This is a genomic window from Burkholderia sp. BCC0506, assembly GCF_902833145.1.
Lineage (GTDB): Bacteria > Pseudomonadota > Gammaproteobacteria > Burkholderiales > Burkholderiaceae > Burkholderia.
In genome coordinates, this window is sequence record NZ_CADFEN010000001.1 from 722,906 (window position 1) to 749,061 (window position 26,156).

The window sequence follows — 26,156 nt, forward strand, 5'->3', positions numbered from 1 at the left end:
GGCGCGGCCGGACGTCGCCGGACGCGGCGCCGTCACCGCTTCGCGTCGATGCGGTCCACCGCCGAACGATCGAGAAACGCCGTCGTCAGCTCGGGCAGGTGGCGCAGCAGCCACGCGGCCATGTCCTGCTCCTGCTGAAGGATCCGCTCGCAACAGGCGCGAATCTCCTCCTCGCCGGCCGCATGCGCGGCCGCGACGAGCGCCGTGTACGCCGCGATCTCCAACTGCTCGAACGCATAACCGGCGAGCGCCGTCTTCACCACCTCGTCGTCGGCCAGCATCCCGCTCGCGATCTGCCCGTATGCGGCGATGCGCGCCGCCAGGTCCTTCGTCGCCGACGGCGACGTGCCGAGCCGCATCAGGCACGCTTCGACGAGCGCCTGCTGGCCGAGCGTCTCGTCCAGATGCAGTCGAAGCCGGTCCTGCAGCTGCGGATGGTGGCCGACCCGCTTTATCTGCGCGTCGATCATCGTCTCGGCCTGGCGCTCCATCGCGTACGCATCGCGCAGCCATTCCTCCAGGTGCTCGTGCTGGTTCGCCATCGCGTTCCTCCGGTCGTATCGCCGTGCGGCATGCCGCGACGCATCGCCGCGACGCGTCGTCTCAGCTCAGTACTGCATCGGCGGCGGCGTGCCCGGCAGCGGCGGGTCGCCCTGCGCGCCGTTCGGGCCCGGCGGCGGCACGTCGGCCGGTTCGCCGACGGTCGCGCCCGGCGGCATCGCGTTGCCCGGCGACGGACGCGTGTCGTAGCGCGTATTCGCGTCCGGCATCGTCGTGGTCGACTGCGCGCCGCGGCCGTCGGGCGGCGCGGGCGGGGCCCCGCGCGCGCCGTACGGGCCGTTGGTGGGTTGCGTGCATGCGCCCAGCGCGCACGCGGCGGCGAACGCACAGGCGCCCACGCGTATCGTCTGGATCGTGTTCATCGAGTCCTCCGTGAATCGGCGGCGCCGGGCCGGCCAGTGCGGCGCGGCTCAGAGCCGGTTGAAGTGAAAATCGCCCGCATACGCGGTCGGTGCGCGGCGCGCCATCATCGTGTCGAACTCGGCCGCGACGCGCGTGAGCGTGCCGCGCTGCCGCTCGACGTCGGCCCGTTCGAGCGCGGCGAACGCGTCGGCGTCGAACGTCACGGTCAGCGACGCCGGATGGCCGTCGACACGAAAGCCGATATGCAGCGCGCCGGCCGGGTGCTCCTCGACATGGAACGGCATCGCGCGCGCCTCGAAATGGCGGCCGAGCGTCTCGGCGATGTCGCGCAGCATGCCGGGTTTCACGCGAATGCTCATCGCAGGCCCTCCGTTCGCGGTCGCGGCGCCACGTTCACCGGCACCACGCTCACCGGCACCACGCTCACCGGCGGCGCGCGAACGGGCGGCTCGCGCGACGGCGGATCGCGCTCGGGCGGCGCATGCCCGGGCGGGTCGCCTTCCGGTTGCCGGTACGGCTCGGGCATGTCCGGCGGCACGTCGTCGGGATCGGGCGGCTCGGGGTCCGGCTCGACGTCGGGAAGCGGCGGTTCGGGCCGTTGCAGCCATTGCACGGGTTCGTGTTTCATCGGCGTTCCATCGTGGCGGGGTTCGGGTCGGATCGGCGCGATCGCCGTGTACCGGCGGTTCGCAAACCGCGTGCCGTCCGTTCACGTCGCCGCATGCGGGGTTCACGCGGGGATCGATACGCAGGCGCGCGGTCCGACGCGAAGCGCCATGCCTTCGCTACACCGCACGCTGCAAATCTTGCAAGCGCGCCGCTACGCGTCGTACGCAGCCATCACGAGCCACAGCTCGCGGCCGTCGTCCCGCACCCGCGCGGCGAGCGCATACGGGTCGGACGGCTCGCACGCGCGCTGCAGCGCGAAGCGCGCGGGCTCGGTCGCGCCGAACGTCTCGTCGCCGAGCGGCCGCACGTCGGCCTTGCCTTCGAACATCCGGCGCTCGGGCCGGTAGATCAGCGGTTCGCGCTTCCACGTATCGAAATGGCTCTTCACCGAATCGAATCCGCCGCCGCATACGTTGACCTCGTAGCGCACCCCTGGTCGTCGTTTCGGAATCATCGTCGTGCCTCCCGCTTGATGCGGCCGCGGCAGTCATCCGCTGTCGCGGCCGCGTCGTCATCGTCGTCGTGGTCGTCGCCGTTGCAGCGGCAAGTCGCGTGCCGTGCGGGCGAACCGGGCACGCCGGTTGCGACACAGGCCGATCATCGTCACCGATACGGAGCACCGCCATGAAGGATTCGACCCGGCACGGCCACGACGCACCGGCGCACGAGCGGCAGCCCGATCCGCAACCGCCGCTGAAGGACCAGGACCGCACGCACACGCGCCATTCGGAACGTCACATCGACAAGCAGCTGGAGGACACGTTTCCGGCCAGCGACCCGCCCGCCACCGGCGGCGTCACGCGCATCGAGCCCGACACGCCGCCCGGCACGCACGACGACGGGCCGTGGCAGGACAAGCGCAAGCGCGACGACGCGTGACGGGGCGCGCCGCGCACCCCGGCATGCGCTTTGCTGGATCGCGAAAGCGCCGCAACGGCCCATTGCTTCACCCACCCGCAAGGAGAACTTCATGCATCGCGTCAACGAAATCATGTCGCAGGACGTCGTGCGGATCTCGCCGACCGACTCGATCCGTCACGCCGCCCAACTGATGGAGCGCTACGACATCGGCGCGCTGCCCGTGTGCGACAACAACCGGCTGGTCGGGATGGTGACGGACCGCGATCTCGCGGTGCGCGCGATCTCGGCCGGCAAGCCGCCGGAGACGCGGATCCACGAGGTCGCGTCCGGCCCGATCGAATGGTGCTTCGACGACGATTCGCTGGACGAGATCCAGCACTACATGGCCGACGCGCAACTGCGCCGGCTGCCCGTCGTCGATCACGACAAGCGACTCGTCGGCATGCTGTCGCTCGCCGACATCGCGACGCGCACGGCCAGCCCCGAGCGCGACGACGTGGCGAACACGCTCGAAGGCGTGTCGCAACCGAAGCAGACGTGACGGAGCGGCTTGCGCTTCGCCCCGCCCACCCCGCGCGACCCGCAGGGCCCATCCCGGGCACGGTCGCGCCCCACGCAGCCAGGAGGAAACCATGCAGACTCCCGATCAAGGTCAGACCCGCATCATCGGCAAGGGCGCCGCGACGGCGGCCGGCCCCGGCCCCGACGTGATGGCGGCCGATACGCTGGAAGGCGACAAGGTCTATACGACCGACGGCGACGATGTCGGCAAGATCAAGGACATCATGCTCGACGTGCGCTCCGGCCGCATCGCGTACGCGGTGCTGTCGAGCGGCGGCATCCTCGGCATCGGCGACAAGCTGCACGCGATTCCGTGGAGCGCGCTGACGCTCGACACCGAGCGCAAGTGCTTCCTGCTGTCGGTATCGTCGGAGCGCATTCGCAACGCGCCGGGGTTCGACAAGGACCACTGGCCGGCCATGGCCGATCCGCAATGGGCCGAGCCGCTGCACGAGTTCTACGGCAGCACGCCGTACTGGAGCGCCGGCGACGAACTCGGGCTGACCGACCCGACCGAAGACCTGAACGACCCGCGCGGTCGCCACTGAGCACCACGACGCGGCGCCGGTGCGCCGGCGCGTGCGTGCGACACGCCCCGCCCCGCGCGGGGTGTTTTTTTGTCTGCCGTCCGGCGGCGCGGGCGCCGCGCCCGGCACGCCGTCCGCCTTTTTACAAGGGTCGTGTAACCTCCCCGTCCGGCTTCACGGCGCCGCCGCTGGCCGATTCGAGGTAGCCCAGCAGCCGGTGCGGTGTCAGCGGTTTCACGCAATGCGCGTCGAAGCCGGCCTCCTTCGCCCGCTCGCAATCCCGCCGCGACACGAGCCCGCTGCATGCGATCAGCAGCATGTCCGACGTTTTCGGATCGCCGCGCAGCCGCGCGGCGAGCTGCAACCCGTCGAGGCCCGGCATCGCGATGTCGAGCACCACCGCGAACGGCTGCCAGTCGCGCGCGACGTCGCACACCGCGAACGGATCGTCGGCGACCCGGCACTCGAAGCCGCGCGCCTCGAGCAGCAGGCGCAGCGCATCGGCCGCATCGCGATAGTCGTCGACGACCAGCACGCGGCGCGGGCGGCGCGGCACGCTGTCGGGTGCGCGCCACAACAGCACGTCGTCGGCGGCCGGATCGTCGCCGGAGTCGGGTTGCATCGTGCTTCTCCTGTCGTTGGACGGATGGGCCACGCAAGGCGCGCGCCCATACCGACTGCATGCGGCATGCCGGTTGCTGCACCGTTCGCATCGTCGACCCAGGAGTCTTTCATGCGCCCGATGCGGCTTCGATCGTCCGGTTTGCTTCCCTTCGCGCGTGCGACCGCGCGTGCGCCGGCATGTTCCGCGCGATCGCGGCTCGGCACGCGTTCGGCCGGCACCGGAGGCGCCGCATGACCCGCAACACGCCCGACCGCCCGGCACCCGCGTCGCCGCCGCCCGACGACGACGCTCCGGCCACGCTCGATGCGTGCCGCCGCTGCGCGCTGTGGGAACACGCGACGCAGCCGGTGCCGGGGGCCGGGCCGGACGACGCACCGATCATGCTGGTCGGCGAGCAGCCGGGCGACCAGGAGGACCGCGCGGGCCTGCCGTTCGTCGGCGCGGCCGGTCGCATGCTCGATCGCGCCCTCGACGAAGCCGGCATCGACCGCACGCACGTGTACCTGACGAACGCGGTCAAGCACTTCAAATGGGAACCGCGCGGCAAGCGGCGGCTGCACAAGACGCCCGCGCAGCGCGAGGTGGCCGCATGCCGCTACTGGCTCGAACGCGAGCTGGACACCGTGCAGCCGCGCGTGGTGGTCGCGCTCGGCGCGACGGCGCTGCGCGCGGTGCTGCAGGACAACGACGCGACGCTCGAGCGCACGCGCGCACCGGTGCGCACCGACGACGGCCGGCTCGTCGTCGCGACCTATCATCCGTCGTACGTGCTGCGCACGCGCGGCGCCGATTCCCGCGAACGCGCCTACCGCACGCTGGTCGACGCGTTGCGCACCGCGTCGCGCCTCGCGCGCGAGCGGCGCCACGGCAGCGGGCGGCCGTCGCACGGGGACGCCGGATGAGCGGACTGAACGAAGACGCGCGGCCGGCGGCCGACGCGCCGCGGCCTGCCGCGAAACCGTGGTATCGGCGGCTGGGCCCGGGCCTGCTCGCGGGGGCGTCGGATGCCGATCCGAGCAACGTCGCCGTCTACGCGCAGGCGGGCAGCCAGTTCGGTTTCAACATGCTGTGGATGATCGTCGTCACGCTGCCGATGATGGTCGCCGTGCAGCTCGCGTCGGCGTTCATCGGGCGCCGCAATCGCGAAGGGCTCGTGGCCGGCATCCGCGCGCATTTTTCCGATCGCCTCGCGAAGACGCTGATCGCGATGGTCGTGATCGTCAACGTCGTGAACGTCGGCGCCGATCTCGCGGCGATGGGCGACGCGACGGCGCTCGTCGCCGGCGGCCGCAGCTACTGGTATGCGCCGCTCTACGGGATCGCATCGCTCGCGTTGCAGGTGACGCTGTCGTACGAACGCTATGCGCGCTGGTTGAAATGGATGACGCTCGGCCTGATCGCGTACGTGCTCGAGCTCGGCTTCGTGCACATCGACTGGGGCAACCTGCTGCATGCGCTCGTGCTGCCGCGGATCGCGTTCACGCACGACTATGCGACCACCGCGGTCGCCGTGCTCGGCACGACGCTGAGCCCGTACCTGTTCGTGTGGCAGGCCGCGCTCGAAGTCGAGGAAACCACGGCCGAGCGACAGGACGGCGAGCGCAACACGCGCCGCGAGACCGAACGGCGCATTGCCTTCGACACGTGGACCGGCATGATCGTCACCAACGCGGTGTCGTTCTGCATCATGGTGATCGGCGCGGCGGTTTTCTTCACGCACGGCAGGCACGACATCGGCAGCACCGCGCAGGCAGCCGAGGCATTGCGGCCGCTCGCCGGCGAAGCCGCGTTCGTGGTGTTCGCGTTCGGCATCGTCGGCTGCGGGCTGCTTGCGATCCCCGCATTCGCGGGCAGCGCCGCGTACGGTTGCGCGGAAGCGTGGCGGTTTCGCGAAGGGCTGAACGAGCCCGTGCGACGCGCGCCCGCGTTCTACACGGTGCTGGCGCTGTGCGTGATCGTCGGCATCGCGATCTGCTTCAGCCCGATCGACCCGATCCGCGCGTTGTACTGGAGCGCCGTGCTCAACGGCGTCGCGGCGGTGCCGATGCTCGTGCTCGTGATGCTGCTGTCGCACAAGCGCGATGCGGCCGGCCAGCCCGGCAGCGGGCCGGTATCGAAAGTGTTCGGCTGGCTGGCGGTCGCGCTGATGGCGGCGTCGGTGGTGACGATGATCGTCGACGTGCTGACGTGACCGACGAAGGGAGATGAACGAGGTTGCGTGCGCAACCTCATCGGGCAACCGCTCGGGCCGGCGAGCGGGCGGTCGCGCCGCCCGCCGGCCCGGCCGTTACATCATCTTGCCGCGCGAGCGCTCGGCACGTGCCGCATCGGCGGCGGACTCCACCTTCTTCACTTCCTCCGGCGGCGGCAGCACCGCCTTGAAGCCCATCGACTCGATCCACATTTCACGCGCCCAGCCACGCGTGTGATACAGGTGATGATCCTCGTCGGCCTCGACTTCGTCGTGCGCCGCCTTCAGCGCCTTCGCGGCGTCGCTGTCGGGCAACTGGTCGGCCGCGTAGCCGATCAGCTCCCAGTTCAGGTGGTCCTTCGTCTCGGCCAGCACCACGCACTCGGCCGCGACGACCTGCGCGACGGCCGGGTCGGCCTGCTGCTTCGCCTGCTCGATCACCTGCACCAGCGACTGGCCGGTCGCGGCCACCGCGGCGCGACCCGGCGATTGCGCATCGGGATCGAGGCCGAGCGTCTCGAATACCTTGCGCAGCACCTCCTGGTGATGCAGCGTCTCGCGATGGTACTTCTCCCATTCCTTGTGCAGGTCCTCGTCGGTCGCGCACTGGAGCGCGGCCTCGTACACCTTCGCGCCGCCAAGCTCGGTCTCGTAAGCCTGGCAGAGCAGTTCGAGGATACCTTCGTGCTTCGATTGCCGTTGGGCCATGACTGCTTCTCCGAAAAAGCGGGCCGCGCGTGCGGCCCGGGGGTTGAACCGGGCGCGCGTTATTGCGCGCCCGCCTTGCGTGCGACCGTCTCCGCCATGCTCAGGTGATGCTTGAGCGTCGGCAGCGTGGACTTCGCGAACGCGCGCAGTTGCGCGTCCTTGCCGTCGCGCGCTTCGTCCTCGAACAACGCGACCGCCTTCTTGTGCGCATCGGGGCCGGCCGCCGCGAGATACGCGCTGTCGAAGTCGCGCCCGCTCTTGCCGCGCAGCGCCTCGACGTCGGGGTCCGAGAGCGGGTCGACCTGCGGCTTCATGCCCTTGCGCGCGGCGATTTCGCTGAGCTTCGCGTTCGCCTTGCCGTGATCCGCGACCATCCGTTTCGCGAACGCCCGTACGTCCGGCGACTGCGCCTGCTTCAGCGCGAGCTGGCTGGCCTGCACTTCGGCCTTGCCGGCCATCGCGGCCTTGTCGACGAACTCCGCGTCGGCGCCCTTCGGCGCTTTCGCGATGCCGGGGTCGCCCGCGGCGCCCGCGCCCGACGACGGATTGATCACGCCGCCCGGCACGTGCGAATTCGACGCGGGCGGCTCGCTCGGCATCTGCGCGCGGGCGAGCCCCGATGCGGCGAGCACGCCGGCGGCGAGCGCCGCGATCGTCCAGTTGGGTTGTCTCATCTGCTTTCTCCTGGTGCTTGCGTGGAAACAGCCATCAGCCGCCGACGATCGAGCCGCCGTTCGGATGCAGTGTCTGCCCGGTCATGTAGCTCGCGCCTGCCGAGGCGAGCAGCACGTAGCAGTCGATCAGTTCGTCCGGCTGGCCCGGCCGCTTGAGCGGCACGTTCGAGCCGAACTTCGCGACCTGTTCGGGCGTGAACGTCGACGGAATCAGCGGCGTCCAGATCGGCCCCGGCGCGACCGCGTTCACGCGGATGTCGCGCTCGGCCAGCTCGATCGACAGCGAGCGCGTGAACGCGACGATCGCGCCCTTCGTCGCCGAGTAGTCGGGCAGTTTCGGGCTGCCGTGATAGGCGGTGACCGACGCGGTATTGACGATGCGGCCGCCCGCCTTCATGTGCGCCAGCGCGGCCTGCGTGCAGAAGAACATCCCGTACAGGTTCGTGCGGAACGTGCGTTCGAGCTGTTCCTCGCTCACCTCCTCGATACCCGGCTGCGGATGCTGCTCGCCCGCGTTGTTCACGAGCACGTCGAGACGGCCGAGCCGCTCGACCGTGCGCGCCACGGCGTCGCGCGCCTGCCGGCGATCGCCGACGTCGCATGCGATCGCCTCGCAGCGCCGGCCGGCCTGCTCGATCAGCTTCTTCGTATGCGCGGCATCGTCGGACTCCTTCAGATAGACGATCGCGACATCCGCGCCTTCCTTCGCGAAGCCGATCGCCACGGCGCGGCCGATCCCGCTGTCGCCGCCCGTCACGAGCGCGACCTTGCCGGCGAGCTTGCCGCTGCCGACGTAGTCGGCCGCCTCGTCGCGCGGCTTCGGATGCATGTCGCGCTCGGTGCCCGGCTGCTGCGTCTGTTTCTGCGGCGGTGGAGTCTGTGCGGTGGTCATGGGTTCCTCCTTGAACGGGTGCCGCCGATGCTGCGCAAGCGGCATGCCGCGCGCGGCGCACGCCGGCCCGCACGCGGCGGCAGGGTTTTCAGGGGTGACGTTGCAAGCGTCCGGAAAAACGGCGTCGTCAGCGCGGGCCGCCGGACGGCGCTTCGTCGGGGCGGCGCACCGGATCGAAATCGCGCCATTCGCCGTCCTGCCAGTCGCCTTCGACGCGCTCGATCGACTTCGCGCCGGTCGCGCGCAGCACGTCTTCGGCGGCCGTCGCGGTATCGGGCGTCACGCGCGCGGCGAGGATCACGCCCGTCTCGCTCCGCGCGAGCGTGCCCTTGCCTTCGGCCTGCTCGCCGCGCATCCGGCCGAGCGCGCCGCCGAACGCGCCGAGATACGCGCCGGCCAGCGCGGCGGCGGCCGGCACGAACCAGTAGCGCAGGCCGAGCGCATAGACGATCAACCCGACGACGACGCCGATCAGCAGCCCGCGCATCGCGCCGACCATCGCGCCGCGCCCGCCCGGTTTCGCCGCCGTATCGGCATACACGTCGCCGCCGATCGGGAAGCGTGCGTGCTGGCCGCCGGGGTTCAGGAAGAAGATCGACACGTCGTCGGGCCCGAACGCGCGCTCGTAAAGGTGACGCGCCCCACCTTCCGCTTCATCGAACGTCGTGAAACGGCCTGCGACGATCATCGCCATGGTCGTGCTCCTCGTGATGGACGCACCGCGCGCACAGGCACGCGGCGCAACGGGGCGACGCTCACATCAATCGCCCGAGCTCCTTCGATACCGATGCCGGCGTGTCGTACTCGCGCTCCGGAATCTGGCGCAGCATGTCGAGCACCTCGGGGTCCGCGTGCGAGCGTTCCGCGCACTGCACGACGTCCGCCTTGCTCGCCGGGTAGTCCATCCCCTTCAGCGCCTTCTGCACGTCGACCGGGCTCGGCGGCTTGCCGTGGCCCGCCTGATGGCCGCCCTTGTCGTGGTCCTGCTGCGTGCGCTCGCCTTCGTGCGCGCGCGAGTGGCTGTATTCGTGGCCCGTATGTTGTCGGGATGTCATGAAAGCCTCCTTGGAAAATGAACGAAATCACGCGGTCTGCCGGCGCGAGCGCGCGAACGCGGCGAACACCAGCGCCGCCGCCCCCAGCGCGACCGCGCCGGCGACCTTCGGCCGCTGCACCACCGTGTTGTACGCACAGCTGCGCAGCACCGGCCCTTCCATGCCTTCGCGCTCGTGCAGCGCGTGGCGCGAGTCGTACAGCGCGTTGTCGTCGCGCGGCCGCGCGGGCCGCACCGTGCGCTGGCCGCGCGAGAACAGCGTGGCCGCGACGCGATCGAACAGGCGCGGCGCGTGGTACGCGCTCGCCGACGTGAACTTCGCGGCGCCGCCGACGAACAGCGTGCGGCGCGGATGCGCGGCCGCGAACAGGATCGCGTCGGCCACGAGGTCGGGGTCGTAGATCGGCGGCGGCAGCTTCGCCTCGACGTTCATGTAGTTCTTCGCGTGCATCACGAACATCGTGTCGATCGCGGCCGGCTTGATCAGCGTGACCGACACCGGCAGGTGATCGGCCTCCATCTCGAGCCGCAGCGAATCGGTGAAGCCCTTCACCGCGTGCTTCGACGCGACGTACGCGCTTTGCAGCGGCACCGGCGCGTCGGACGCCTCGCTGCCCATGTTGATGATCGCGCCGCCGTGGAAATCGCTCTTGCGCCGGAAATGATCGGCCGCGACGAGCGAGCCGTGCACGACGCCCCAGTAGTTGGTGTCGAACAGCCGGCGCTGATCCTCGAGCGGCACCTGGGCCGCCGTGCCGAAGATCGATACGCCCGCGTTGTTGACCCAGGTATCGAAGCCGCCGTACGTGTCGGCCGCCGCCGCAGCCGCGCGCTGCAGATCCTCGACGTTGCCGACGTCGCCGGCGACCGGCACCGCGAGGCCGCCGTGCTGGCGGATTTCCTCGCACAGCGTGTTCAGCGCGTCCTCGTTGCGCGCGAACAGCACGAGCTTCGCGCCGCGCCGGGCCGCCTTGCGCGCGGTGACGAGACCGATGCCGCTCGTCGCGCCGGTAATCACGATCGTCTGTTCGCCGACCGGTTTGAGCATGCAGTTCATCGCTGGACTCCTGTGACGGTCGTGCCGCGGTTATTTGGGCCGGATGGTCAACTGGTCGCGCACGTCCTGCACGCCGTCGACCTGCTTCACGACGCTCACGGCCTGCGTGCGCTGCTGCTCGTCGGGCACGCTGCCCGTGAGCGTCACGGTGCCGTGCCGGGTCTTCACGTGGATGTCGCCGGTCGACAGGCCGCTCGTGCCGACCAGTTCGGCCTTCGCCTTGGTCGTGATCGTCGCGTCGCGGATCTTCGTGCCGGTGCTCGAATGCGACGACGACGATGCGGCGCCGTCGTCGCCGGCGGCGAGCGCGTTCGGCGCGACGACCATGCACGCGGTGGCCGCGGCGATCGCGACCGCCATGCCGGTGCGCAACGCGCGCGGGCGACGGATGCGCGGCGAGCGGGCTTGCAGCGGGAATTCCTTCATCGTGACCTCCTTTTCATCGGGCCGGCCGAGCCGGCGGGTGAACCGAGATCGCGCAAATCGCGTGCCGCGCCGCGTGCGCCGCATGCCTGCGCGCCATCGCGATCAGACGCCCTTTCATCCAACGCGTTGTAATTTTTTCGGCACACCGGGAAGCGGTTCTCCCCGTCAAGCAGCGGGCATGCCGATTGCCGGGTCGTCGGTGACGGTGGCCCATGTGCGCGGCCCCGATACCGGGAGCAAGACCATGCAAAGAATCGCGTTGATCAGTGAACATGCATCGCCGCTGGGGGTGATCGGCGGCGTCGATGCCGGCGGTCAGAACATCTATGTCGCGAACGTCGCGAAGCAGCTCGCGGAGCGCGGCCTCGACGTCGACGTCTACACGCGCTGCGACAATCCGCATTTGCCGGAAGTCGTGTCGATCGGCCCGCGCATGCGCGTGATCCACGTGCCGGCCGGGCCGCCGACCGACGTGCCCAAGGAGCGGCTGTTGCCGTACATGGGCGCGTTCGCGCACTACATGATCGCGCGCATGCGGCGCGAACCCGACCCGGTCGACGTGATGCACGCGAACTTCTTCATGTCGGGCGACGCCGCGCTGCGCGTGAAAAAGGCGCTCGGCATCCCGCTCGTCACGACGTTCCATGCGCTCGGCCGCGTGCGGCGGCTGCACCAGGGCACGGCCGACGGCTTCCCCGATGCGCGCTTCGCGATCGAGGACACGCTCGCGCGCCGCTCGGACCGCCTGATCGCCGAATGCCCGCAGGACGCGCTCGACCTGACGACGCACTATCGCGCCGACACCTCGCGCATCGAGATCGTCCCGTGCGGCTTCGACGCGCGGGAATTCCGGCCGGTGCCGCGCATCGATGCGCGCGCGCGGCTGGGCTGGCCGCAGGATGCGTTCGTCGTGCTGCAACTGGGCCGCCTCGTGCCGCGCAAGGGCATCGATACCGTGATCGACGCGCTCGCGCGCATGCCGCGCGATCCGCAACGGCCGACGCACCTGTACGTCGTCGGCGGCAGCCACGCGACGCCCGACCCCGCGCGCGACCCGGAACTCGCGCGGCTCGCCGCATTCGCGCACGAACTCGGGATCGCGAACCGCGTGACCTTCGTCGGCCGGCGCGACCGCGATGCGCTGCACCTGTACTACAGCGCGGCCGACGTGTTCGTGACGACGCCGTGGTACGAGCCGTTCGGCATCACGCCGGTCGAGGCGATGGCGTGCGCGACGCCGGTGATCGGCAGCAACGTCGGCGGCATCCGCACGACCGTCGACGACGGCACGACCGGCTATCTCGTGCCGCCGCGCGACCCGGCCGCGCTCGCCGCGCGCCTCGTGCAGCTGCGCGCGCAACCGGCGCTGTGCGCGGCGCTCGGCCGCGCCGGCTACCTGCGCGCGCATCGCTTCTACACGTGGCAGGGCGTGGCCGACCGGCTCGTCGCCATTTACCGCGACGTCGCCCACGCGCAGCGCGCCGGCACGTCGGCCGGCACCGGCCGGCGCACACCCGTCGGGACCGCGCAACGCGTGCTCGCACACCGCAAGGAGAATACGTAATGAAGGGCTACGATCGAAAACGCGTCCTCGTCACCGGCGGCGCCGGCTTCCTCGGTTCGCATCTGTGCGAACGGCTCGTGACGGCCGGCCACGACGTGCTGTGCGTCGACAATTTCTACACGGGCACGAAGGACAACATCGCGCACCTGCTCGATGCGCCGAACTTCGAGCTGATGCGGCACGACGTGACGTTTCCGCTCTACGTCGAAGTCGACGAGATCTACAACCTCGCGTGCCCGGCATCGCCTGTTCACTACCAGCGCGACCCCGTGCAGACGACGAAGACGAGCGTGCACGGCGCGATCAACCTGCTCGGCCTCGCGAAACGCGTGAAGGCGCGCATCCTGCAGGCATCGACGAGCGAGGTGTACGGCGACCCCGACGTCCATCCGCAGGACGAGCACTATTGCGGCCGCGTCAATCCGACCGGCATCCGCGCATGCTACGACGAAGGCAAGCGCTGCGCGGAAACGCTGTTCGCGGACTATCACCGCCAGTACGGCGTCGACGTGCGGATCGCGCGGATCTTCAATACGTACGGCCCGCGCATGCATCCGGCCGACGGGCGCGTCGTGTCGAACTTCGTCACGCAGGCGCTCGCGGAACAGCCGTTGACCGTCTACGGCGACGGCAAGCAGACGCGCTCGTTCTGCTACGTGGACGACATGGTCGATGCGTTGATCCGGCTGATGGACGAACCGGGCGACGCGAGCGAGCCGGTCAATCTCGGCAGCGACGTCGAGATCGCGATGATCGACGTCGCGCGCGAGGTCGTGCGGATCGTCGGCGCGACCGTGCCGATCGAATTCCGGCCGCTGCCGGCCGACGATCCGCGCCAGCGGCGGCCGAATCTCGCCGCCGCGCAGAAGCGGCTCGGCTGGCGCGCGACGACGACCTTCGCGAACGGCCTCGCGCATACCGCGCGGTACTTCATTCAACGCCAGGTCACGCACCACGCGCCCGGCGACCTCGTGCGCAGCACGCGAATCGCGTCGCATCTGCTCGCGCAGGTCCATACGCAGAACCGGCCGGCGCCGACCACCTGACGCGGCCGCTACGCGGCGCGCGGCGCATCAGCCGTCGCGCTTCGTCACGTGCGCGATCTTGTGCGCCAGTTCGCGCACGTCGACCGGCTTGCACAGGTAGCCGTCGAAGCCGGCTTCCAGCGCGCGGCGTTCGTCGGCGAGGCCCGCGTGCGCGGTGACGGCCAGCACGCGTATGTCGAGCGGGCCGCCGTCGCCGTTCGGCGCGCCGCGCCGCAACGCGGCCAGCAGCCAGAAACCGTCGCCATCGGGCATCGCGAGATCGGACAGCACGACCGTCGGCCGCATGTCGGCCACCATCGCGAGCGCCTCGCGGCCCGACGACGCGATCGCGACGGCCGCGCCGAACGTGGTGAGCGCGGCCGTGAGGCTCGCGCGCGTGGTCGCGTCGTCGTCGACGATCAGGATGCGCTGCGTATCGAGCACGAGCGGCTCGCGGCGGCCGCTCGCGTGCAGGAGGCTCCACGCCATCGCGCCGCCCGGCTGCCACCCGGCCGGCAGCGTCACCGTGAATGTCGTCCCGCGATCGCGGCCCGCGCTCGCGACGCTCACGCGGCCGCCGTGCAGCTCCGCGATGTGCCGCACGATCGACAGGCCCAGACCGAGGCCGCGCCGCGGCGACGCGGGCGAATCGTCGGCACGGCGGAACATGTCGAACACGTACGGCGCGAACTCCGTCGCGATGCCCTGCCCCGTATCGGACACGCTCAGCACCGCGTGCGTGTCGTCGCGCGCGAGGCCGACCGTCACGCTGCCGCCGCCCGGCGTGAATTTCAGCGCATTCGAGATGAGGTTCGACAGCATCTGCCGCAACCGCTCGGCATCGCCCGACACGATGCACGCGGACACGTCGCAGTCGAATTCGAGCATGATGCCGGCGGACGACGCGGCCGTCTGGAACGTGCCGACCACGTCGGAGAACAGCCGCACGACGTCGACCGGCGTCGCGTCGAGCCGCAGCTTGCCGGTCGCGAGCGACGACGCATCGAGGATGTCGCCCACCATCCGCGTGAGCGAGCGCGCGCTGCGGTCGATCGCGTCGATCGCCTGATGCTGCAACGCCTGCTCGCCCGAGTTGCGCAGCACCTCGATCCACCCGTAGATCACGTTCAGCGGCGTGCGCAATTCGTGCGACACCGTGGCCAGCAGTTCGTCCTTCATCCGGTTCGACGTATCGGCCTGGTCGAGCGCGTTGCGCGCGCCTTGCAGCGAGCGCTGCGCACGCAGGTCGCGGCGGCGCTGCGCACCGGTTTCGCGCAGCGTCAGCGACAGCGCGACGCTGGCGCGCGCGTCGCCCTGCACCGGGCACGCGGACACCGTCGCCCGAAAACGCCGGCCGTCGCGCCGCACGCACAGCAGTTCGAGCGGCCCGACCGGCTCGCCCATCGCGTCGACTGCGTCGGCGAGCGGGTTGAGCCGAAGCCAGCGGCGCGCGATCAGCGTGTCGAACCGGCGGCCGCACGCGTCGGCCTCGTCGTAGCCGAAGATCCGCTGCGCAGCCGGATTCCAGCTCGCGATCCGGCCATCGCCATCGATCCCGACGATGGCGTCCGGCGACGCCTCGACGACCGCCTGCTGGCGCCGCGACGCATCGACGCGCGCGCGGTCCGCGCCGGCATCGCGCAGCAGCAGCACCGCGCCGTCGAGGTTGCCGTCGGCATCGCCGATCGGCGACGCGACCGCGACGATCGGCACCCGATCGCCGTCGCCGGCCTGCAGCCAGTGCCGGTCGGACGTCGCCTCGGCGCCGCCCAGCGCATGATCGAGCGGCGTGGTCGGCACGCGGCGGCCTTCGCGATCGACGATCCGCACGACGTCGCGCACCGGCCGCCCGATTGCCTCGTCCGGCCGGCAGCCGACGAGTGCGGCCGCGGCCGCGTTGAGATAGGTGAGCCGACCGTTCGGGTCGGTCGCGATCACGCCGTGCGGCAGCGCGCGCAGCACGGCTTCGAGCTGCCGGCGCGCGGCCGTCTCGCGTCGGCGCGCGCGATCGTTCGCGACGCGCGTGCGATGCAGCATCGACGCGACCGCGCACACCAGCGCGCCGATCAGCATGAACGTGCCGAGCTGCACGAGCCGTTCGGGCAACGGCGCCGGATAGGCCGCCGGATCGGACAGGAACAGCGTCCAGACGAGCAGCCCGCTGACCACCGTCGACACGATGCCGAACAGGAACGACGTCGCCCACGCGGCGCCGGCGAGCAGCGGGTAATACAGCACGAACGGCAGATTCACGCCGCCGAAGCGGATCGCGAGCGTCTGCAGCACGGTCGCGATCGCGACCAGCATCACGGCCGTTGCGTAATTTCCGGCCTGCGGCCGTGCAATTTCGGTCATGGGAGAAGCTCCTGCGGGGACAGTCGATGCCGGCCTGCGTGGCTGCCGCCGGCGGGCACGGTGCATGCTGGCCGATCGGGACCGGCGGCCCGGCCGCTCACGATGGAGATCTTCACGCCATGCCCGACCCGACACGCTGGCTCGTCGTCTCGCCGCATCTCGACGATGCCGTCTTCAGTTGCGGGCAACTGCTCGCGCAGGCGCCCGGCTCGATCGTCGTGACCGTGTTCGCGGGGATACCGCCGCGCGGCACCCCCGCGCCGCCGTGGGATCGCCGCGCGGGCTTTCGCCACGCCGACGAAGCGATGCGCGCGCGCCGCGACGAAGACCGCCGCGCGCTCGCGCTGCTCGACGCGCGCCCCGTGTGGCTCGACTTCCTCGACGATCAGTACGGCATACCGGCCACGTCGAACGCGATCGCGGCGCGCGTGGCCGCGGCGATCGACGCACACCCGGGCTTCGGCGTGCTCGCGCCGGCCGGCCTGTTCCATCGCGATCACCTGCAGGTGCAGGAGGCCATGCTGTGGCTGCTGCGCGACGACGATGCGTCGCATGTCTGGCGCTTCTACGAGGACGTGCCTTATCGCCGCATCGACGGGCTGATGGCCAGGCGCGTGATCGGCTGGCGCGAGCGCGGCTGGATCGCGCATCCGGTCGCGGCGCCGGCCGGCGGCGATACGCGAGGCGCGAGCGCGAAAGCGGCCGCCGTCGACGCGTATGCCAGCCAGGTCACGCTGCTCGAGCCTCATATGCGTGCCGCGCTCCGCGAACCCGAAACGCTCTGGCGGCTCGAATGCGACGTCACGTCCGCGTAACGCCCGCACGCGTCGCGCTGCCGCCGGGCGAGCCGCGCGTGACCGCCGTCGTGCTCACCTGCCGGCGCCCGGCCGAACTCGCGCGCACGCTCGACCGTCTTTCGGCGCTGCCCGACCGGCCGGCGATCGTCGTCGTCGACAACGCGGCAGAGGCCGACACGGCCGCGCTGATCCGCGACCGCTTCCCGCACGTCGCGCTGGTGCAGGCGCCGGGCAACCTCGGCGCGGCCGGCCGCAACCTCGGTGTCACCGTCGCCCGCACGCGCCACGTCGCGTTCTGCGACGACGACACGTGGTGGGCGCCCGGCTCGATCGCCGAAGCCGCGAACCTGCTCGACGCGTATCCGCACGTCGCGGCCGTCACCGCGCGCGTGCTGGTCGGCCCCGACGAACGCGAGGACCCGACGTGCCGACTGATGGCCGACAGCCCGCTCGACGCGAGCGTCGCGCTGCCGGGCCGGCCGATCCTCGGGCTGCTGGCCGGCGCGACCGCGTTCCGGCGCGACGCGTTCGTGCGCGCGGGCGGCTACCACCCGCGCTACTTCCTCGGCGGCGAGGAAGCGCTGCTCGCGCTCGACCTGACTCGCGCCGGCCACTGGCTCGTGTACGCGCCCGGCCTCACGGTCCATCACTACCCGTCGACGCAGCGCGACCGGCCCACGCGCGCGCGCACCGCCGCCCGCAACGCGGTGTGGACCGCGTGGCTCAGATGGCCGGCCGCCGCCGCGTGGCTGCATACGGTGCGAATGCTGCCGCGGCTGCGCCGCGAACGCACGATCGTGCGCACGTTCGCCGGCCTGCCGTGGATCCTGCGCGAACGACGCGCGATCCCGCCGCACGTCGAGCGCATGCGCCGCCGGCTCGCGCGCGACACGCAGGCCGGAACGGGCACATGAGCGGGAACACGAACGCGATCGTAGCGGCATCAGGAATCGGGCTTTTCCGCTTCGTCTTCCAGTTGCGCGAGCCGGTTGTAGATCGTCTTCAGGCTGACGTCGAGCACCTCGGCCGCCTGCGCCTTCACGCCGCCGCATTGGGCGATCGTGCCGAGGATCAGCTTGCGATCGACTTCCTCCAACGGCGTGCCGAACGGCACCGTCACGCGATCTTCATGCGAATCGACCATGCTGGACAGTTCGTCCATGATCGGCGGCGGCAGCGTGTCGATCACGTCGGCATCGGTGAAGATGCTCGCGCGCTGCACGAAATTGCGCAGCTCGCGCACGTTGCCCGGCCATTCGTAGGTCTTCAGCGCTTCGCGTGCGGCCGGCGAGAAACGCAGGTTGCGGCCGCTCTCCTCGTTGTAGCGCTGCAGGAACGCATCGGCGAGCATCGGGATGTCGTCGCCGCGTTCGCGCAGCGACGGCAGCGGAATCGGGAACACGTTGATCCGGTGGAACAGGTCGGGCCGCAGCTTGCCGTCCGCCATCGCGGCTTCCGGGTCGCGGTTCGTCGCGGCGACGATGCGCACGTCGACGTCGATCTCGCGCGTCGAGCCGAGCCGCGTGACGCGCCCGGTTTCGAGCACGCGCAGCAGCTTGACCTGCGATTCGAGCGGCATCTCGGTGATCTCGTCGAGAAACAGCGTGCCGCCGTCCGCGCGTTCGAAGAAACCCTTGTGCTGGCGCTCCGCGCCGGTGAAGCTGCCGCGGTCGTGGCCGAACATCTCGCTCTCGACGAGGTTCGCGGCGATCGCGCCGCAGTTCACCGCGAGGAACGGGCCGCGCCGGCGCAGGCTGAGGTCGTGCACCGTCTGCGCGGCGAGCTCCTTGCCGGTGCCCGATTCGCCGGTGAGCAGCACCGATGCTTCGGTGCGCGCGACGCGGCCGATCGCGTCGTAGACGGCCTGCATCGCGGGCGAGCTGCCGAGCATGCGGCCGAAGCGGCCGAGGCGCTGCAGCTCCGAGCGCAGTTCCGCGATTTCCTCGTGCAGCGCGGTCGTGCGCGGCACGCGCGCGAAGATGCTGTTCAGCCGCTGCATGTTGAGCGGCTTCACCAGGTAATCGGTCGCGCCGCGCCGCAATGCGTCGATCGCGGTTTCGAGGCTCGCGTGGCCGGTGGTCAACACCATTTCGCAATGCCCGCGCTTGGGCAATGCGTCGAACAGATCCATCCCGTTGCCGTCGGGCAGCACGAGGTCGCACAGCACGAGATCGGGGGTATGCGTCGAGACGAGCGTGCGCGCTTCTTCAAGCGTCGCGGCCGTATCGCACGAAAGCTGCTGCGTGCGTGCGAGCGTGGCCAGCATCGTTCGCGTATCGGCGTCGTCTTCGACGATCAGGACGTAAGGCATCGAGGCTCCTGGTAATGCGGCCCGGCCCTGCGTCGGCCGGCACCGCGACACGTGCGGCGCAATGCACGTCACTGAGCCCGTGACGGCATCTTCAACGCTGCACACGAATGGGCAGACAAGCTGCCCTGCTCGGAAAACGCGTGCTTAGCAGTATAGAAGAATGGTGTCGCGCATTCGTCGTTCATCGAATAAATCTATCCGCCGATGTCGATCGCATTGCCAGATTCAATGTCGTCGCGCCTGCATAAAAGGTATCCTGAATACGTAAAAACCGGCGCATGCCACGTCGTTTTTTACCTGCTCACGACACATTCGGTCAAAACTTCCCAATCCGGTTATTACTCCATGTCGAAATCCGACGATGACGGCACGCGACTGTTCGGGCGTTCGCGAACAATTCAGGATCTGCTGCTGAAAGTCTCGCGTGTCGCCGCCACCCGCGTGAGTGTGCTGGTGGTCGGCGAAAGCGGTGCGGGCAAGGACATCGTCGCCCGGCTCATTCACGACATGAGCCCGCGCCGGCGCGGCCCGTTCGTGCCCGTCAACTGCGGCGCGATTCCGAAGGATCTCGCGGAGTCGCACCTGTTCGGTCACGAAAAAGGCAGCTTCACGGGCGCCGTCGCGCAACATGTGGGCATGTTCGAAGCCGCGCGCGGCGGCACGCTGTTTCTCGACGAGATCGCCGAGATGCCGCTCGAATTGCAGGTCAAGCTGCTGCGCACGCTCGAAACCAACACGATCGTGCGCGTGGGCGGCCACGACGCGATTCCGCTCGACGTGCGGATCGTCGCGGCCACGCATCACGATCCGGTCGAGGCGTTGCGCAGCGGCCGGCTGCGCGAAGACCTGTTCTACCGGATCGCGCCGATCGCGCTGCACGTGCCCGCGCTCAGGCAGCGCGAGGACGACGTCGGCGACATCGCGCTGCAGATCGTCGAACGGCTGAATGCGCGGCACCGCACGAGGAAGCGGCTGTCGACGCAGGCGATGAAGGCGCTGCGCGCGTATACGTGGCCCGGCAACGTGCGCGAACTGCGCAATGCGCTGGAGCGCGCGTTCATCCTCGCCGACGAGCAGATCGAGCTGCAATTGCCGCGCCGCGCGCCGCCGCGCGAGGAAGTGCGCCACAACGCGATGACGCTGCACATCGGCACGACGCTCGCGCATACGCAGCAGCGCTTCATCGTCGCGTCGCTGCGGCATTTCAACGGCGACAAGCCGCGCACCGCGAAGGCGCTCGGCATCAGCCTGAAAACGCTGTACAACCGGCTCGCGCTGCTGCCCGAGAGCGAGCGCAACGCAGTGAGCGGCAACGCGCCGCCGGCGCCGAATGCCGCGAATGGCGGCAGCGCATCCGGTTCACCGCCCGCGACGACGCCGTAAGTGCGGCGGCACGCGCGCCGCCGCACTTACGGCCTCACGCCGTCATGTCGCGCAGCGCCGCGTCCCACTCGCGCGCGAAGCGTTCGATGCCGAATCGCTCGCACGCGTCGCGCCTGGCCGCCGCGCCCCACTCGCGCGCCAGTTCCGGATCGCGGATCAGCATCCGCATCGCGTCGATCAGCACGGCCGGCCGCGTGTCGGCCACGCCGTTGCTGCCGGTCTTCACGAGTTGCGCCATCTCGGTCGTCGCGAGCGCGACGATCGGCAGCCCGATCATCATCGCCTCGATCACCGCGAGCCCGAGGCTCGTGTAGCGGATCGGATTGAAGAAGAACCGGTAGTGCGACAGGAACTGCGGCAGCGCCGGATTCGGCACTTCGCCGATTCCGCCGAGTTCGCACGAGCCCATCCCGACCAGGTCGATCGGCACGCTGTGCCGCACGACCTCGAACAGATCCGCGCCGAGGCGCCGGCCGCGGCGCGCGAGGTTGTTCACGACGGCCACGCCCTTCGGCAGCGTGCCGTGGTACTCGACCCCTTCCGGCACCAGCACGCCGTGCTCGATCACGCGCGTCGGCGTCACGCCGTTGTCCCACATCAGCGCGTTGAACGGCGTCACGTGCACCAGCAACACGTTCGGGTCCTGCACCGGATGCAGCGTGTCGGTCGGATGCTCGCGCGGCGGATCGTGCTCGACGAACAGCGTCGGCAGCGCGCGCTGCGCTTCGCTCAGCAGCCGCAGGCGGTCGTGCTGGTAATGCTTCACGTGCTGGTACAGCACGCAGTCGAAGGCGGTGTCGCGCACGCACTCGGCCGGCACCTCGTGCACGTTGTCGCCCCACGGCAGGTGCCCGACGCGGCCCGCATAGCCGGGCGGATGCTGCGGCTTCGTCACGATGTAGAAATCGTGCGGCGCCTGCGACAGGTAATACAGGTAGTTGCCATGCACGTGCCAGGTGAGCACGCGCAACCGCTTACGTGACATGACGTCTCTCCTCCGCGAGCAGCTCGCCCGCCCGGTCGATCACGTCGCCGACGCCGATCGCCGTCGCGCACTCGTGCCCGTACGGACACGACTCGAACATGCACGGGCGGCACGCCGGGTAGTTCGCGAGCACGCGATGGCGTTCGGCGTCGAGCGGCGCCCAGCGGGCCGTATCGCTGCCGCACGCGACGACGATGCTCGGCGTGCCGAGCGCCGCCGCGACATGCGACACGCCCGTGTCGTTGCACAACAGCAGCCGCGCGCGGGCGATCAGCGCGGCCAGCGCGCCGAGCGGCGTGCGCCCGCACAGGTTCACGCACGGCCGCGCGAGGTGCTCGGCGAACGCGCCGGCCAGCGCCAGTTCCGCGCGCGTGCCGGTCAGCACGATCTGCCAGCCGTCGTCGGCGAGCTGCCGCGCGGCGAGCGCGAAGCGTTCGACCGGCCAGCGCCGCGACGCCATCCGCGCGCCGGGATGGACGATCACGTAGCGGCCGGGATCGAGCGCATGTTCGTCGCAGAGCACGTGCCACAGCGCGTAGTCGAGGCCGCCGAGCGGAAATTCGAGGTAGTCGCCCCAGTCCGCGTAGCCGAGCCGGCGCGTGAGCGCCAGATAGCGCGTCACTTCCGGCTCGTCGTCGCGCCACACGAGCGCGCAGTCGAGCGCGGTCGTGCCGCCGTCGGCCGGCACGAAGCCGGCCGTGCGCGTCGCGCCGAGCGACGCGACGATCGCGTTCGTGTGCGCGCCGCTGCCGTGCAGCTGGATCGCGAGGTCGAAGTCGCGCGCGCGGCATTCGGCGACGAACGCCTCGCGCGTGGCCGCGTCGGGTTCCGGCTGTTCGCCGAGACCGGGCGCGCCGGGGAAGGCGATGAAATTGTCGATGTAGTCGGAAAAGCGCGACGCGAATTCGCGCGCCCACGGCAGGCCGATCAGCGTGATGCGCGCGTCGGGTTCGCCGCGCCGCAGCGCACGCAGCGCGGGCACCGCGCACAGCATGTCGCCGAGCTGCAACGCGCGGAACACCGCGATCCGCTTCGGGCCGCGCGGGCCGTCGGAATCGACGCTGGGATCGAGCTTCATCAGTTGCTCCGAGAAACCCCGTCCTTCAGGACGGAGAGGAAAGGCGTGCTGTTGACAGGCAGCTTCTTCCACGGGTCAGGATCGCCTGCATGATCCTTGTCTATCGCTACCGGGTGAAATCGCTCAACGGACTGCTCAACAAGCAGAGCCGTGCGGTGAACTACGTCTGGAACTTCTGCAACGACACGCAGAAGCACGCGCTCAAGTGGAGCAAGACCGGCGAGAAGCTGCCCAATGACCCGTTCGGCCGACGCGCGGCGGAAAAGCTGGCGAAAGCGCAGCGAGCACGAAAGCACAGGCGGCATATCGCGAAGCTGCACGCCAAGGTCGCGAACGCCCGTGCCGACTTCCAACACAAGCTCGCGCTCGATCTGGTGCGGCGTTTCGATTACATCGCGATCGGCAACGTGTCGGCCGCGGAGCTCGCCAGAACCAGGATGGCAAAGAGCGTCTACGACGCGTCCTGGTCGTCCTTCCGAAACAAGCTCCGCTACAAGGCGATCGCGCACGGGGCCACGTTCGAGGAAGTCGACGAAAGCGGTTCGACCCAGTCCTGTTCGTCGTGCGGGTCGAAAGACAGCACGACGCGGCCGAAAGGTATCGCGGGACTGCGAACAAGAGAGTGGGCTTGTAGTGACTGTGGTGTCGTGCATGATCGTGATACCAACGCTGCGTTGAACATTCTCCGATGCGGACGTGCATCGCCAGGTGTGGGAATCCTCTCCCTTTAGGGAGATGAGGGCGTCAAAGGAAGAGCACCCTGAAATGAAGCGCACCGCGCATGCGCCAGTACAGCGACACGGGCGGAATCGCGATGGACGTGACGATCATCTCCGCCACATGCGACACCGTGAGCTGCGTGCCGCGCAGCCGTTTCGCGCAAAACCCCGCGGTAATCGCGGCCCACACCGCCGCGCACACGATGCCCGGCGCCGGCCAGCCGGCGGCGAAACAGCCGATCGCGCCGAGCGCGGCGAGCACGGCCGCGTAGTAATGCCACGGCGGCGTCGGCCGGATATGGCGCCGGTAGGTCGCGCGATGCTTCTTGTACAGCAGCGCATCGAAATACACCTTCGACTGCGCGCCGATGCTCGACCCCCAGCGCGCGGGGCGCACCGGATGCACGATGCGCGCGGCGTCGGCGCCGACGATCGGCCCCGCATGCTCGCGCAGCGCGAACATCAGGTCGGCGTCCTCGCGCCACGCGCGCGTGAAGCGTTCGTCGAAGCCGCCGACGCGCTCGAGCGCCGCGCGCCGCACGAAGCAGTTCGCGGTCGCGAATTCCGCGTGCGCCAGCCCCGCCGCATCGCGTTCGTAGTCGGTCGGGCACGGCCGCAACGGCACGTCGATCCGGCCGGCCGCGGCCGCCGCCGACGGCGCGGCTTGCAGCGCGGCCGCACCGTGGCGCAGCCAGTCCGGATCGGGGATCGTGTCGTCGTCGGTGAACGCGATCAGCGCACCGCCCGCGCTGCGCCAGCCGACGTTGCGCGCGCCGGCCGGGCCTTGCGTGTCGGGCGCGGTCATGTAGCGGATCGCCGGCACGCCGGTCACGCGCGCGCGGCACGCATCGACGACGGCGCGCGCGCTGCCGGCCGGATCGTCGTCCACCACGACGATCTCGTAGGCGGTCGGATCGAACGCCTGCGCGCACAGCGCATCGAGGCAGCGTTCGAGCAGGTCGGGCCGCCGGTAGGTCGGCACGACGACCGACACCACCGGCGGCAGATGCGTGGCGCGCATGTTCATCTGGGCTTCTCCAGCAGGAACGGGCCGATCACGAGCGCGTCGAGCGGCGACGTCCAGAAGCATTCGATCGCGTCGCGCGGCGAGCACACGATCGGTTCGCCGCGCGTGTTGAACGACGTGTTGACGAGCACCGGCACGCCGGTGAGCGCGTCGAACTCGGTCAGCAGCGCATGCAGCAGCGGATGCTGCGCTTCGTCGACGGTCTGCACGCGCGCGGTGCCGTCGATATGGCGCACGGCCGGAATCTTCTCGGCGCGCTCGGGCACCACGTCGTACACGAACAGCATGAACGGCGCGCGCAGCGGCGTGCGCCGGCCGCCGCTGAACCAGTGGTGCGCGCGATCCTCGAGCACGACCGGCGCGACCGGCCGGAAATCCTCGCGATCCTTGATCCGGTTCAGCTTGTGCTGCATGTCCGGGTCGATCGGCGACGCGAGGATCGACCGGGCGCCGAGCGCGCGCGGGCCGAACTCCATGCGCCCCTGGAACCAGCCGATCACGCGGTTCGCCGCGAGCAGCGCGGCCGTTTGCGCGGCGACGTCGGCGAGCCGCCGGTATGGCAACTGCGCTTCCTTCAGGAACGCCTCGATCGCCTCGTCGCCGTACGCCGGCCCGAGATACGCGTGGTCCATCCGCCAGTCGCCGCGCGCGCCGCGCATCCGGAAGTCGGTCCACAGCGCGGCGCCGAGCGCCGTGCCCGCGTCGCCGGCGGCCGGCTGCACCCACACGTCGTCGAACGGGCCGCGATCGCGGATCTTCGCGTTCATCACGCAGTTCAGCGCGACGCCGCCCGCCATCGCGAGCTGCCGCTCGCCGGTCTCGGCGGCCAGCCAGTCGACCGCCTGCAGCGTCGTCTCTTCCAGCACCAGTTGCAACGCATGCGCGATGTCGCAGTGATGCGGCTCGATCGGGCCGCCGCGCTCGCGCGGCGCGCCGAACCGCGCGGCCAGATCCGCGTCGACCACCTCATAGCGCCCTTCGCCGCGATACCGCACCAGCTTGCGCATCTCGTCGGCGAACACCGGCTTGCCGTACGACGCGAGCGCCATCACCTTGTATTCGTCGGACGAGTGCAGGAAGCCGAGATAGCGCGTCACGCGCTCGTACAGCAGCCCGAGCGAATGCGGCAGGTTGACCTGCCCGAGCCGCCGGTACGCGCGGCCGTCGAATACGCCGTAGCTCGTCGTCGCGCGCTCGCCGCGCCCGTCCATCGTCATCACCGCGCAGCGCTCGAACGGCGCCGCGAGAAACGCGCTCGCCTCGTGCGCGAGATGGTGCTCGATGAAATGCCAGCGGAACGGCCCGTCGTGCGTGACGCCGCGAAAGCGCCGCTGCAGGTGATGCGGCACGCCGCCCGCGAGCTGGCGCGGCGCGTTGACGATCGACGACAGGAACAGCGGATGCCACGGCGACGCGCCGTCCTCGCGCGGCGCATGCGCGGACGGCGACAGCGGCAAGGTCAGCGCGGGCGGCGTGCCTTCGCGGTCGAGCTCGAACCACGGGTCGTACGAATACGCGACGTGGTCGACCTCCGCGAGCGCGATGCCGGCTTCCGCGAGGCAATAGTCGATCGCATGGAAAGGCAGCTCCCAGGTGGAAAACGGCACCGGGCGCTTCGCGTGCTTCACGTGCGTGAAGCGTTCGTCCTCGGCCGCGGCGATCACGACGCCGTCGCGCACGATGCACGCGGCGCTGTCGTGGAAGGCGGCGTTGATGCCGAGCGTATGGATCGGGTCTGGCATG

The 26,156-nt window shown here is 70.2% G+C and carries 30 protein-coding genes; 11 read left to right on the plus strand and 19 right to left on the minus strand.

Features of this window, described 5'->3' with window-relative positions; all coding sequences use genetic code 11:
- Positions 1–32 precede the first annotated feature (32 nt).
- The 5 genes from HWX62_RS03070 to HWX62_RS03090 all read right to left on the minus strand — a co-directional run bounded on the left by HWX62_RS03070 (position 33) and on the right by HWX62_RS03090 (position 2,047).
- On the minus strand, positions 33–542 hold the full coding sequence (locus HWX62_RS03070) for a DUF892 family protein (RefSeq protein WP_175929910.1): 510 nt from the start codon (positions 540–542) through the stop codon (positions 33–35).
- Between the two features lie 66 nt (positions 543–608).
- Positions 609–923 (minus strand): hypothetical protein, encoded by a 315-nt coding sequence (locus HWX62_RS03075; RefSeq protein WP_175929909.1) that lies wholly within the window; start codon positions 921–923, stop codon positions 609–611.
- Positions 924–971: 48 nt separating this feature from the next.
- Positions 972–1,283 carry a hypothetical protein gene (locus HWX62_RS03080; protein ID WP_175929908.1) on the minus strand — a complete coding sequence of 104 codons (312 nt, stop codon included), beginning with the start codon at positions 1,281–1,283 and terminating at the stop codon, positions 972–974.
- Positions 1,280–1,552, minus strand: a complete 273-nt coding sequence (locus HWX62_RS03085; RefSeq protein ID WP_244135935.1) for a hypothetical protein — start codon at positions 1,550–1,552, stop codon at positions 1,280–1,282. The genes HWX62_RS03080 and HWX62_RS03085 overlap by 4 nt, the downstream gene beginning before the upstream one ends.
- Positions 1,553–1,744: 192 nt before the next feature.
- Positions 1,745–2,047, minus strand: coding sequence for a hypothetical protein (locus HWX62_RS03090; protein WP_175929907.1), 303 nt, complete (start codon positions 2,045–2,047; stop codon positions 1,745–1,747).
- A 170-nt stretch (positions 2,048–2,217) separates the two neighbouring features.
- On the opposite strand from HWX62_RS03090, the gene HWX62_RS03095 reads away from it, so the two are divergent.
- The 3 genes from HWX62_RS03095 (at position 2,218) to HWX62_RS03105 (ending at position 3,563) form a co-directional block, all read left to right on the plus strand.
- Positions 2,218–2,472, plus strand: coding sequence for a hypothetical protein (locus HWX62_RS03095; RefSeq protein ID WP_175929906.1), 255 nt, complete (start codon positions 2,218–2,220; stop codon positions 2,470–2,472).
- A gap of 91 nt (positions 2,473–2,563) precedes the next feature.
- Positions 2,564–2,995: a CBS domain-containing protein gene (locus HWX62_RS03100; protein ID WP_059575027.1), complete on the plus strand. Its 432-nt coding sequence runs from the start codon at positions 2,564–2,566 to the stop codon at positions 2,993–2,995.
- A gap of 91 nt (positions 2,996–3,086) precedes the next feature.
- A complete protein-coding gene (locus HWX62_RS03105; protein ID WP_175929905.1) occupies positions 3,087–3,563 on the plus strand; it encodes a PRC-barrel domain-containing protein in 477 nt (158 codons plus the stop codon).
- A 121-nt stretch (positions 3,564–3,684) separates the two neighbouring features.
- Here the strand turns inward: HWX62_RS03105 and HWX62_RS03110 are convergent, their stop codons facing one another.
- Entirely contained in the window at positions 3,685–4,164 is a 480-nt protein-coding gene (locus tag HWX62_RS03110) for a response regulator (RefSeq protein WP_175929904.1), read from the minus strand.
- A gap of 233 nt (positions 4,165–4,397) precedes the next feature.
- Here HWX62_RS03110 and HWX62_RS03115 point away from each other — a divergent pair, with 233 nt between their 5' ends.
- Both HWX62_RS03115 and HWX62_RS03120 read left to right on the plus strand, forming a co-directional pair.
- Positions 4,398–5,069 (plus strand): UdgX family uracil-DNA binding protein, encoded by a 672-nt coding sequence (locus HWX62_RS03115; protein WP_175929903.1) that lies wholly within the window; start codon positions 4,398–4,400, stop codon positions 5,067–5,069.
- Positions 5,066–6,358, plus strand: coding sequence for an Nramp family divalent metal transporter (locus tag HWX62_RS03120; protein WP_175929902.1), 1,293 nt, complete (start codon positions 5,066–5,068; stop codon positions 6,356–6,358). The genes HWX62_RS03115 and HWX62_RS03120 overlap by 4 nt, the downstream gene beginning before the upstream one ends.
- Positions 6,359–6,454: 96 nt before the next feature.
- Here the strand turns inward: HWX62_RS03120 and HWX62_RS03125 are convergent, their stop codons facing one another.
- From HWX62_RS03125 to HWX62_RS03155, 7 genes are all read right to left on the minus strand, one after another.
- Positions 6,455–7,066 carry a DUF892 family protein gene (locus tag HWX62_RS03125; protein ID WP_175929901.1) on the minus strand — a complete coding sequence of 204 codons (612 nt, stop codon included), beginning with the start codon at positions 7,064–7,066 and terminating at the stop codon, positions 6,455–6,457.
- Positions 7,067–7,125: 59 nt separating this feature from the next.
- Positions 7,126–7,740: a DUF4142 domain-containing protein gene (locus HWX62_RS03130; RefSeq protein WP_175929900.1), complete on the minus strand. Its 615-nt coding sequence runs from the start codon at positions 7,738–7,740 to the stop codon at positions 7,126–7,128.
- 34 nt (positions 7,741–7,774) lie between these two features.
- Positions 7,775–8,632 (minus strand): SDR family oxidoreductase, encoded by an 858-nt coding sequence (locus tag HWX62_RS03135; protein ID WP_175929899.1) that lies wholly within the window; start codon positions 8,630–8,632, stop codon positions 7,775–7,777.
- Positions 8,633–8,759: 127 nt separating this feature from the next.
- Positions 8,760–9,326, minus strand: a complete 567-nt coding sequence (locus HWX62_RS03140; protein ID WP_175929898.1) for a hypothetical protein — start codon at positions 9,324–9,326, stop codon at positions 8,760–8,762.
- A gap of 61 nt (positions 9,327–9,387) precedes the next feature.
- Positions 9,388–9,687: a DUF2795 domain-containing protein gene (locus HWX62_RS03145; protein ID WP_175929897.1), complete on the minus strand. Its 300-nt coding sequence runs from the start codon at positions 9,685–9,687 to the stop codon at positions 9,388–9,390.
- Positions 9,688–9,714: 27 nt separating this feature from the next.
- Entirely contained in the window at positions 9,715–10,743 is a 1,029-nt protein-coding gene (locus HWX62_RS03150) for an SDR family oxidoreductase (RefSeq protein WP_175929896.1), read from the minus strand.
- 30 nt (positions 10,744–10,773) lie between these two features.
- On the minus strand, positions 10,774–11,169 hold the full coding sequence (locus tag HWX62_RS03155) for a BON domain-containing protein (RefSeq protein ID WP_175985084.1): 396 nt from the start codon (positions 11,167–11,169) through the stop codon (positions 10,774–10,776).
- Between the two features lie 244 nt (positions 11,170–11,413).
- Here HWX62_RS03155 and HWX62_RS03160 point away from each other — a divergent pair, with 244 nt between their 5' ends.
- A complete protein-coding gene (locus HWX62_RS03160; RefSeq protein WP_175929894.1) occupies positions 11,414–12,733 on the plus strand; it encodes a glycosyltransferase family 1 protein in 1,320 nt (439 codons plus the stop codon).
- Positions 12,733–13,779: a UDP-glucuronic acid decarboxylase family protein gene (locus HWX62_RS03165; protein ID WP_175929893.1), complete on the plus strand. Its 1,047-nt coding sequence runs from the start codon at positions 12,733–12,735 to the stop codon at positions 13,777–13,779. Before HWX62_RS03160 ends, HWX62_RS03165 begins: the two co-directional genes overlap by 1 nt.
- A 27-nt stretch (positions 13,780–13,806) precedes the next feature.
- Here HWX62_RS03165 and HWX62_RS03170 read toward each other — a convergent pair whose 3' ends face one another.
- Entirely contained in the window at positions 13,807–16,113 is a 2,307-nt protein-coding gene (locus HWX62_RS03170) for a PAS domain-containing protein (protein ID WP_175929892.1), read from the minus strand.
- Positions 16,114–16,232: 119 nt separating this feature from the next.
- Here HWX62_RS03170 and HWX62_RS03175 point away from each other — a divergent pair, with 119 nt between their 5' ends.
- Together HWX62_RS03175 and HWX62_RS03180 are read left to right on the plus strand one after the other, a co-directional pair.
- Positions 16,233–16,928, plus strand: coding sequence for a PIG-L family deacetylase (locus HWX62_RS03175; protein ID WP_175929891.1), 696 nt, complete (start codon positions 16,233–16,235; stop codon positions 16,926–16,928).
- On the plus strand, positions 16,907–17,824 hold the full coding sequence (locus tag HWX62_RS03180; RefSeq protein ID WP_175929890.1) for a glycosyltransferase family 2 protein: 918 nt from the start codon (positions 16,907–16,909) through the stop codon (positions 17,822–17,824). The genes HWX62_RS03175 and HWX62_RS03180 overlap by 22 nt, the downstream gene beginning before the upstream one ends.
- Before the next feature lie 29 nt (positions 17,825–17,853).
- Here the strand turns inward: HWX62_RS03180 and HWX62_RS03185 are convergent, their stop codons facing one another.
- Positions 17,854–19,221 (minus strand): sigma-54 dependent transcriptional regulator, encoded by a 1,368-nt coding sequence (locus HWX62_RS03185; protein WP_175929889.1) that lies wholly within the window; start codon positions 19,219–19,221, stop codon positions 17,854–17,856.
- Positions 19,222–19,566: 345 nt separating this feature from the next.
- Between HWX62_RS03185 and HWX62_RS03190 the strand changes: the two genes are divergently transcribed.
- Positions 19,567–20,604: a sigma-54 dependent transcriptional regulator gene (locus HWX62_RS03190; RefSeq protein WP_175929888.1), complete on the plus strand. Its 1,038-nt coding sequence runs from the start codon at positions 19,567–19,569 to the stop codon at positions 20,602–20,604.
- 34 nt (positions 20,605–20,638) lie between these two features.
- On the opposite strand, the gene HWX62_RS03195 is transcribed toward HWX62_RS03190, so the two are convergent.
- Both HWX62_RS03195 and HWX62_RS03200 read right to left on the minus strand, forming a co-directional pair.
- A complete protein-coding gene (locus HWX62_RS03195; protein WP_175929887.1) occupies positions 20,639–21,589 on the minus strand; it encodes a glycosyltransferase family 4 protein in 951 nt (316 codons plus the stop codon).
- Positions 21,579–22,667: a glycosyltransferase family 9 protein gene (locus HWX62_RS03200; protein WP_175930159.1), complete on the minus strand. Its 1,089-nt coding sequence runs from the start codon at positions 22,665–22,667 to the stop codon at positions 21,579–21,581. The genes HWX62_RS03195 and HWX62_RS03200 overlap by 11 nt, the downstream gene beginning before the upstream one ends.
- An 89-nt stretch (positions 22,668–22,756) precedes the next feature.
- Here HWX62_RS03200 and HWX62_RS03205 point away from each other — a divergent pair, with 89 nt between their 5' ends.
- Positions 22,757–23,398 (plus strand): RNA-guided endonuclease TnpB family protein, encoded by a 642-nt coding sequence (locus HWX62_RS03205; RefSeq protein ID WP_175929886.1) that lies wholly within the window; start codon positions 22,757–22,759, stop codon positions 23,396–23,398.
- A 13-nt stretch (positions 23,399–23,411) separates the two neighbouring features.
- Here HWX62_RS03205 and HWX62_RS03210 read toward each other — a convergent pair whose 3' ends face one another.
- A complete protein-coding gene (locus HWX62_RS03210; protein ID WP_175929885.1) occupies positions 23,412–24,413 on the minus strand; it encodes a glycosyltransferase in 1,002 nt (333 codons plus the stop codon).
- Positions 24,410–26,155, minus strand: coding sequence for a carbamoyltransferase C-terminal domain-containing protein (locus tag HWX62_RS03215; protein WP_175929884.1), 1,746 nt, complete (start codon positions 26,153–26,155; stop codon positions 24,410–24,412). Before HWX62_RS03215 ends, HWX62_RS03210 begins: the two co-directional genes overlap by 4 nt.
- Position 26,156: the final 1 nt, after the last annotated feature.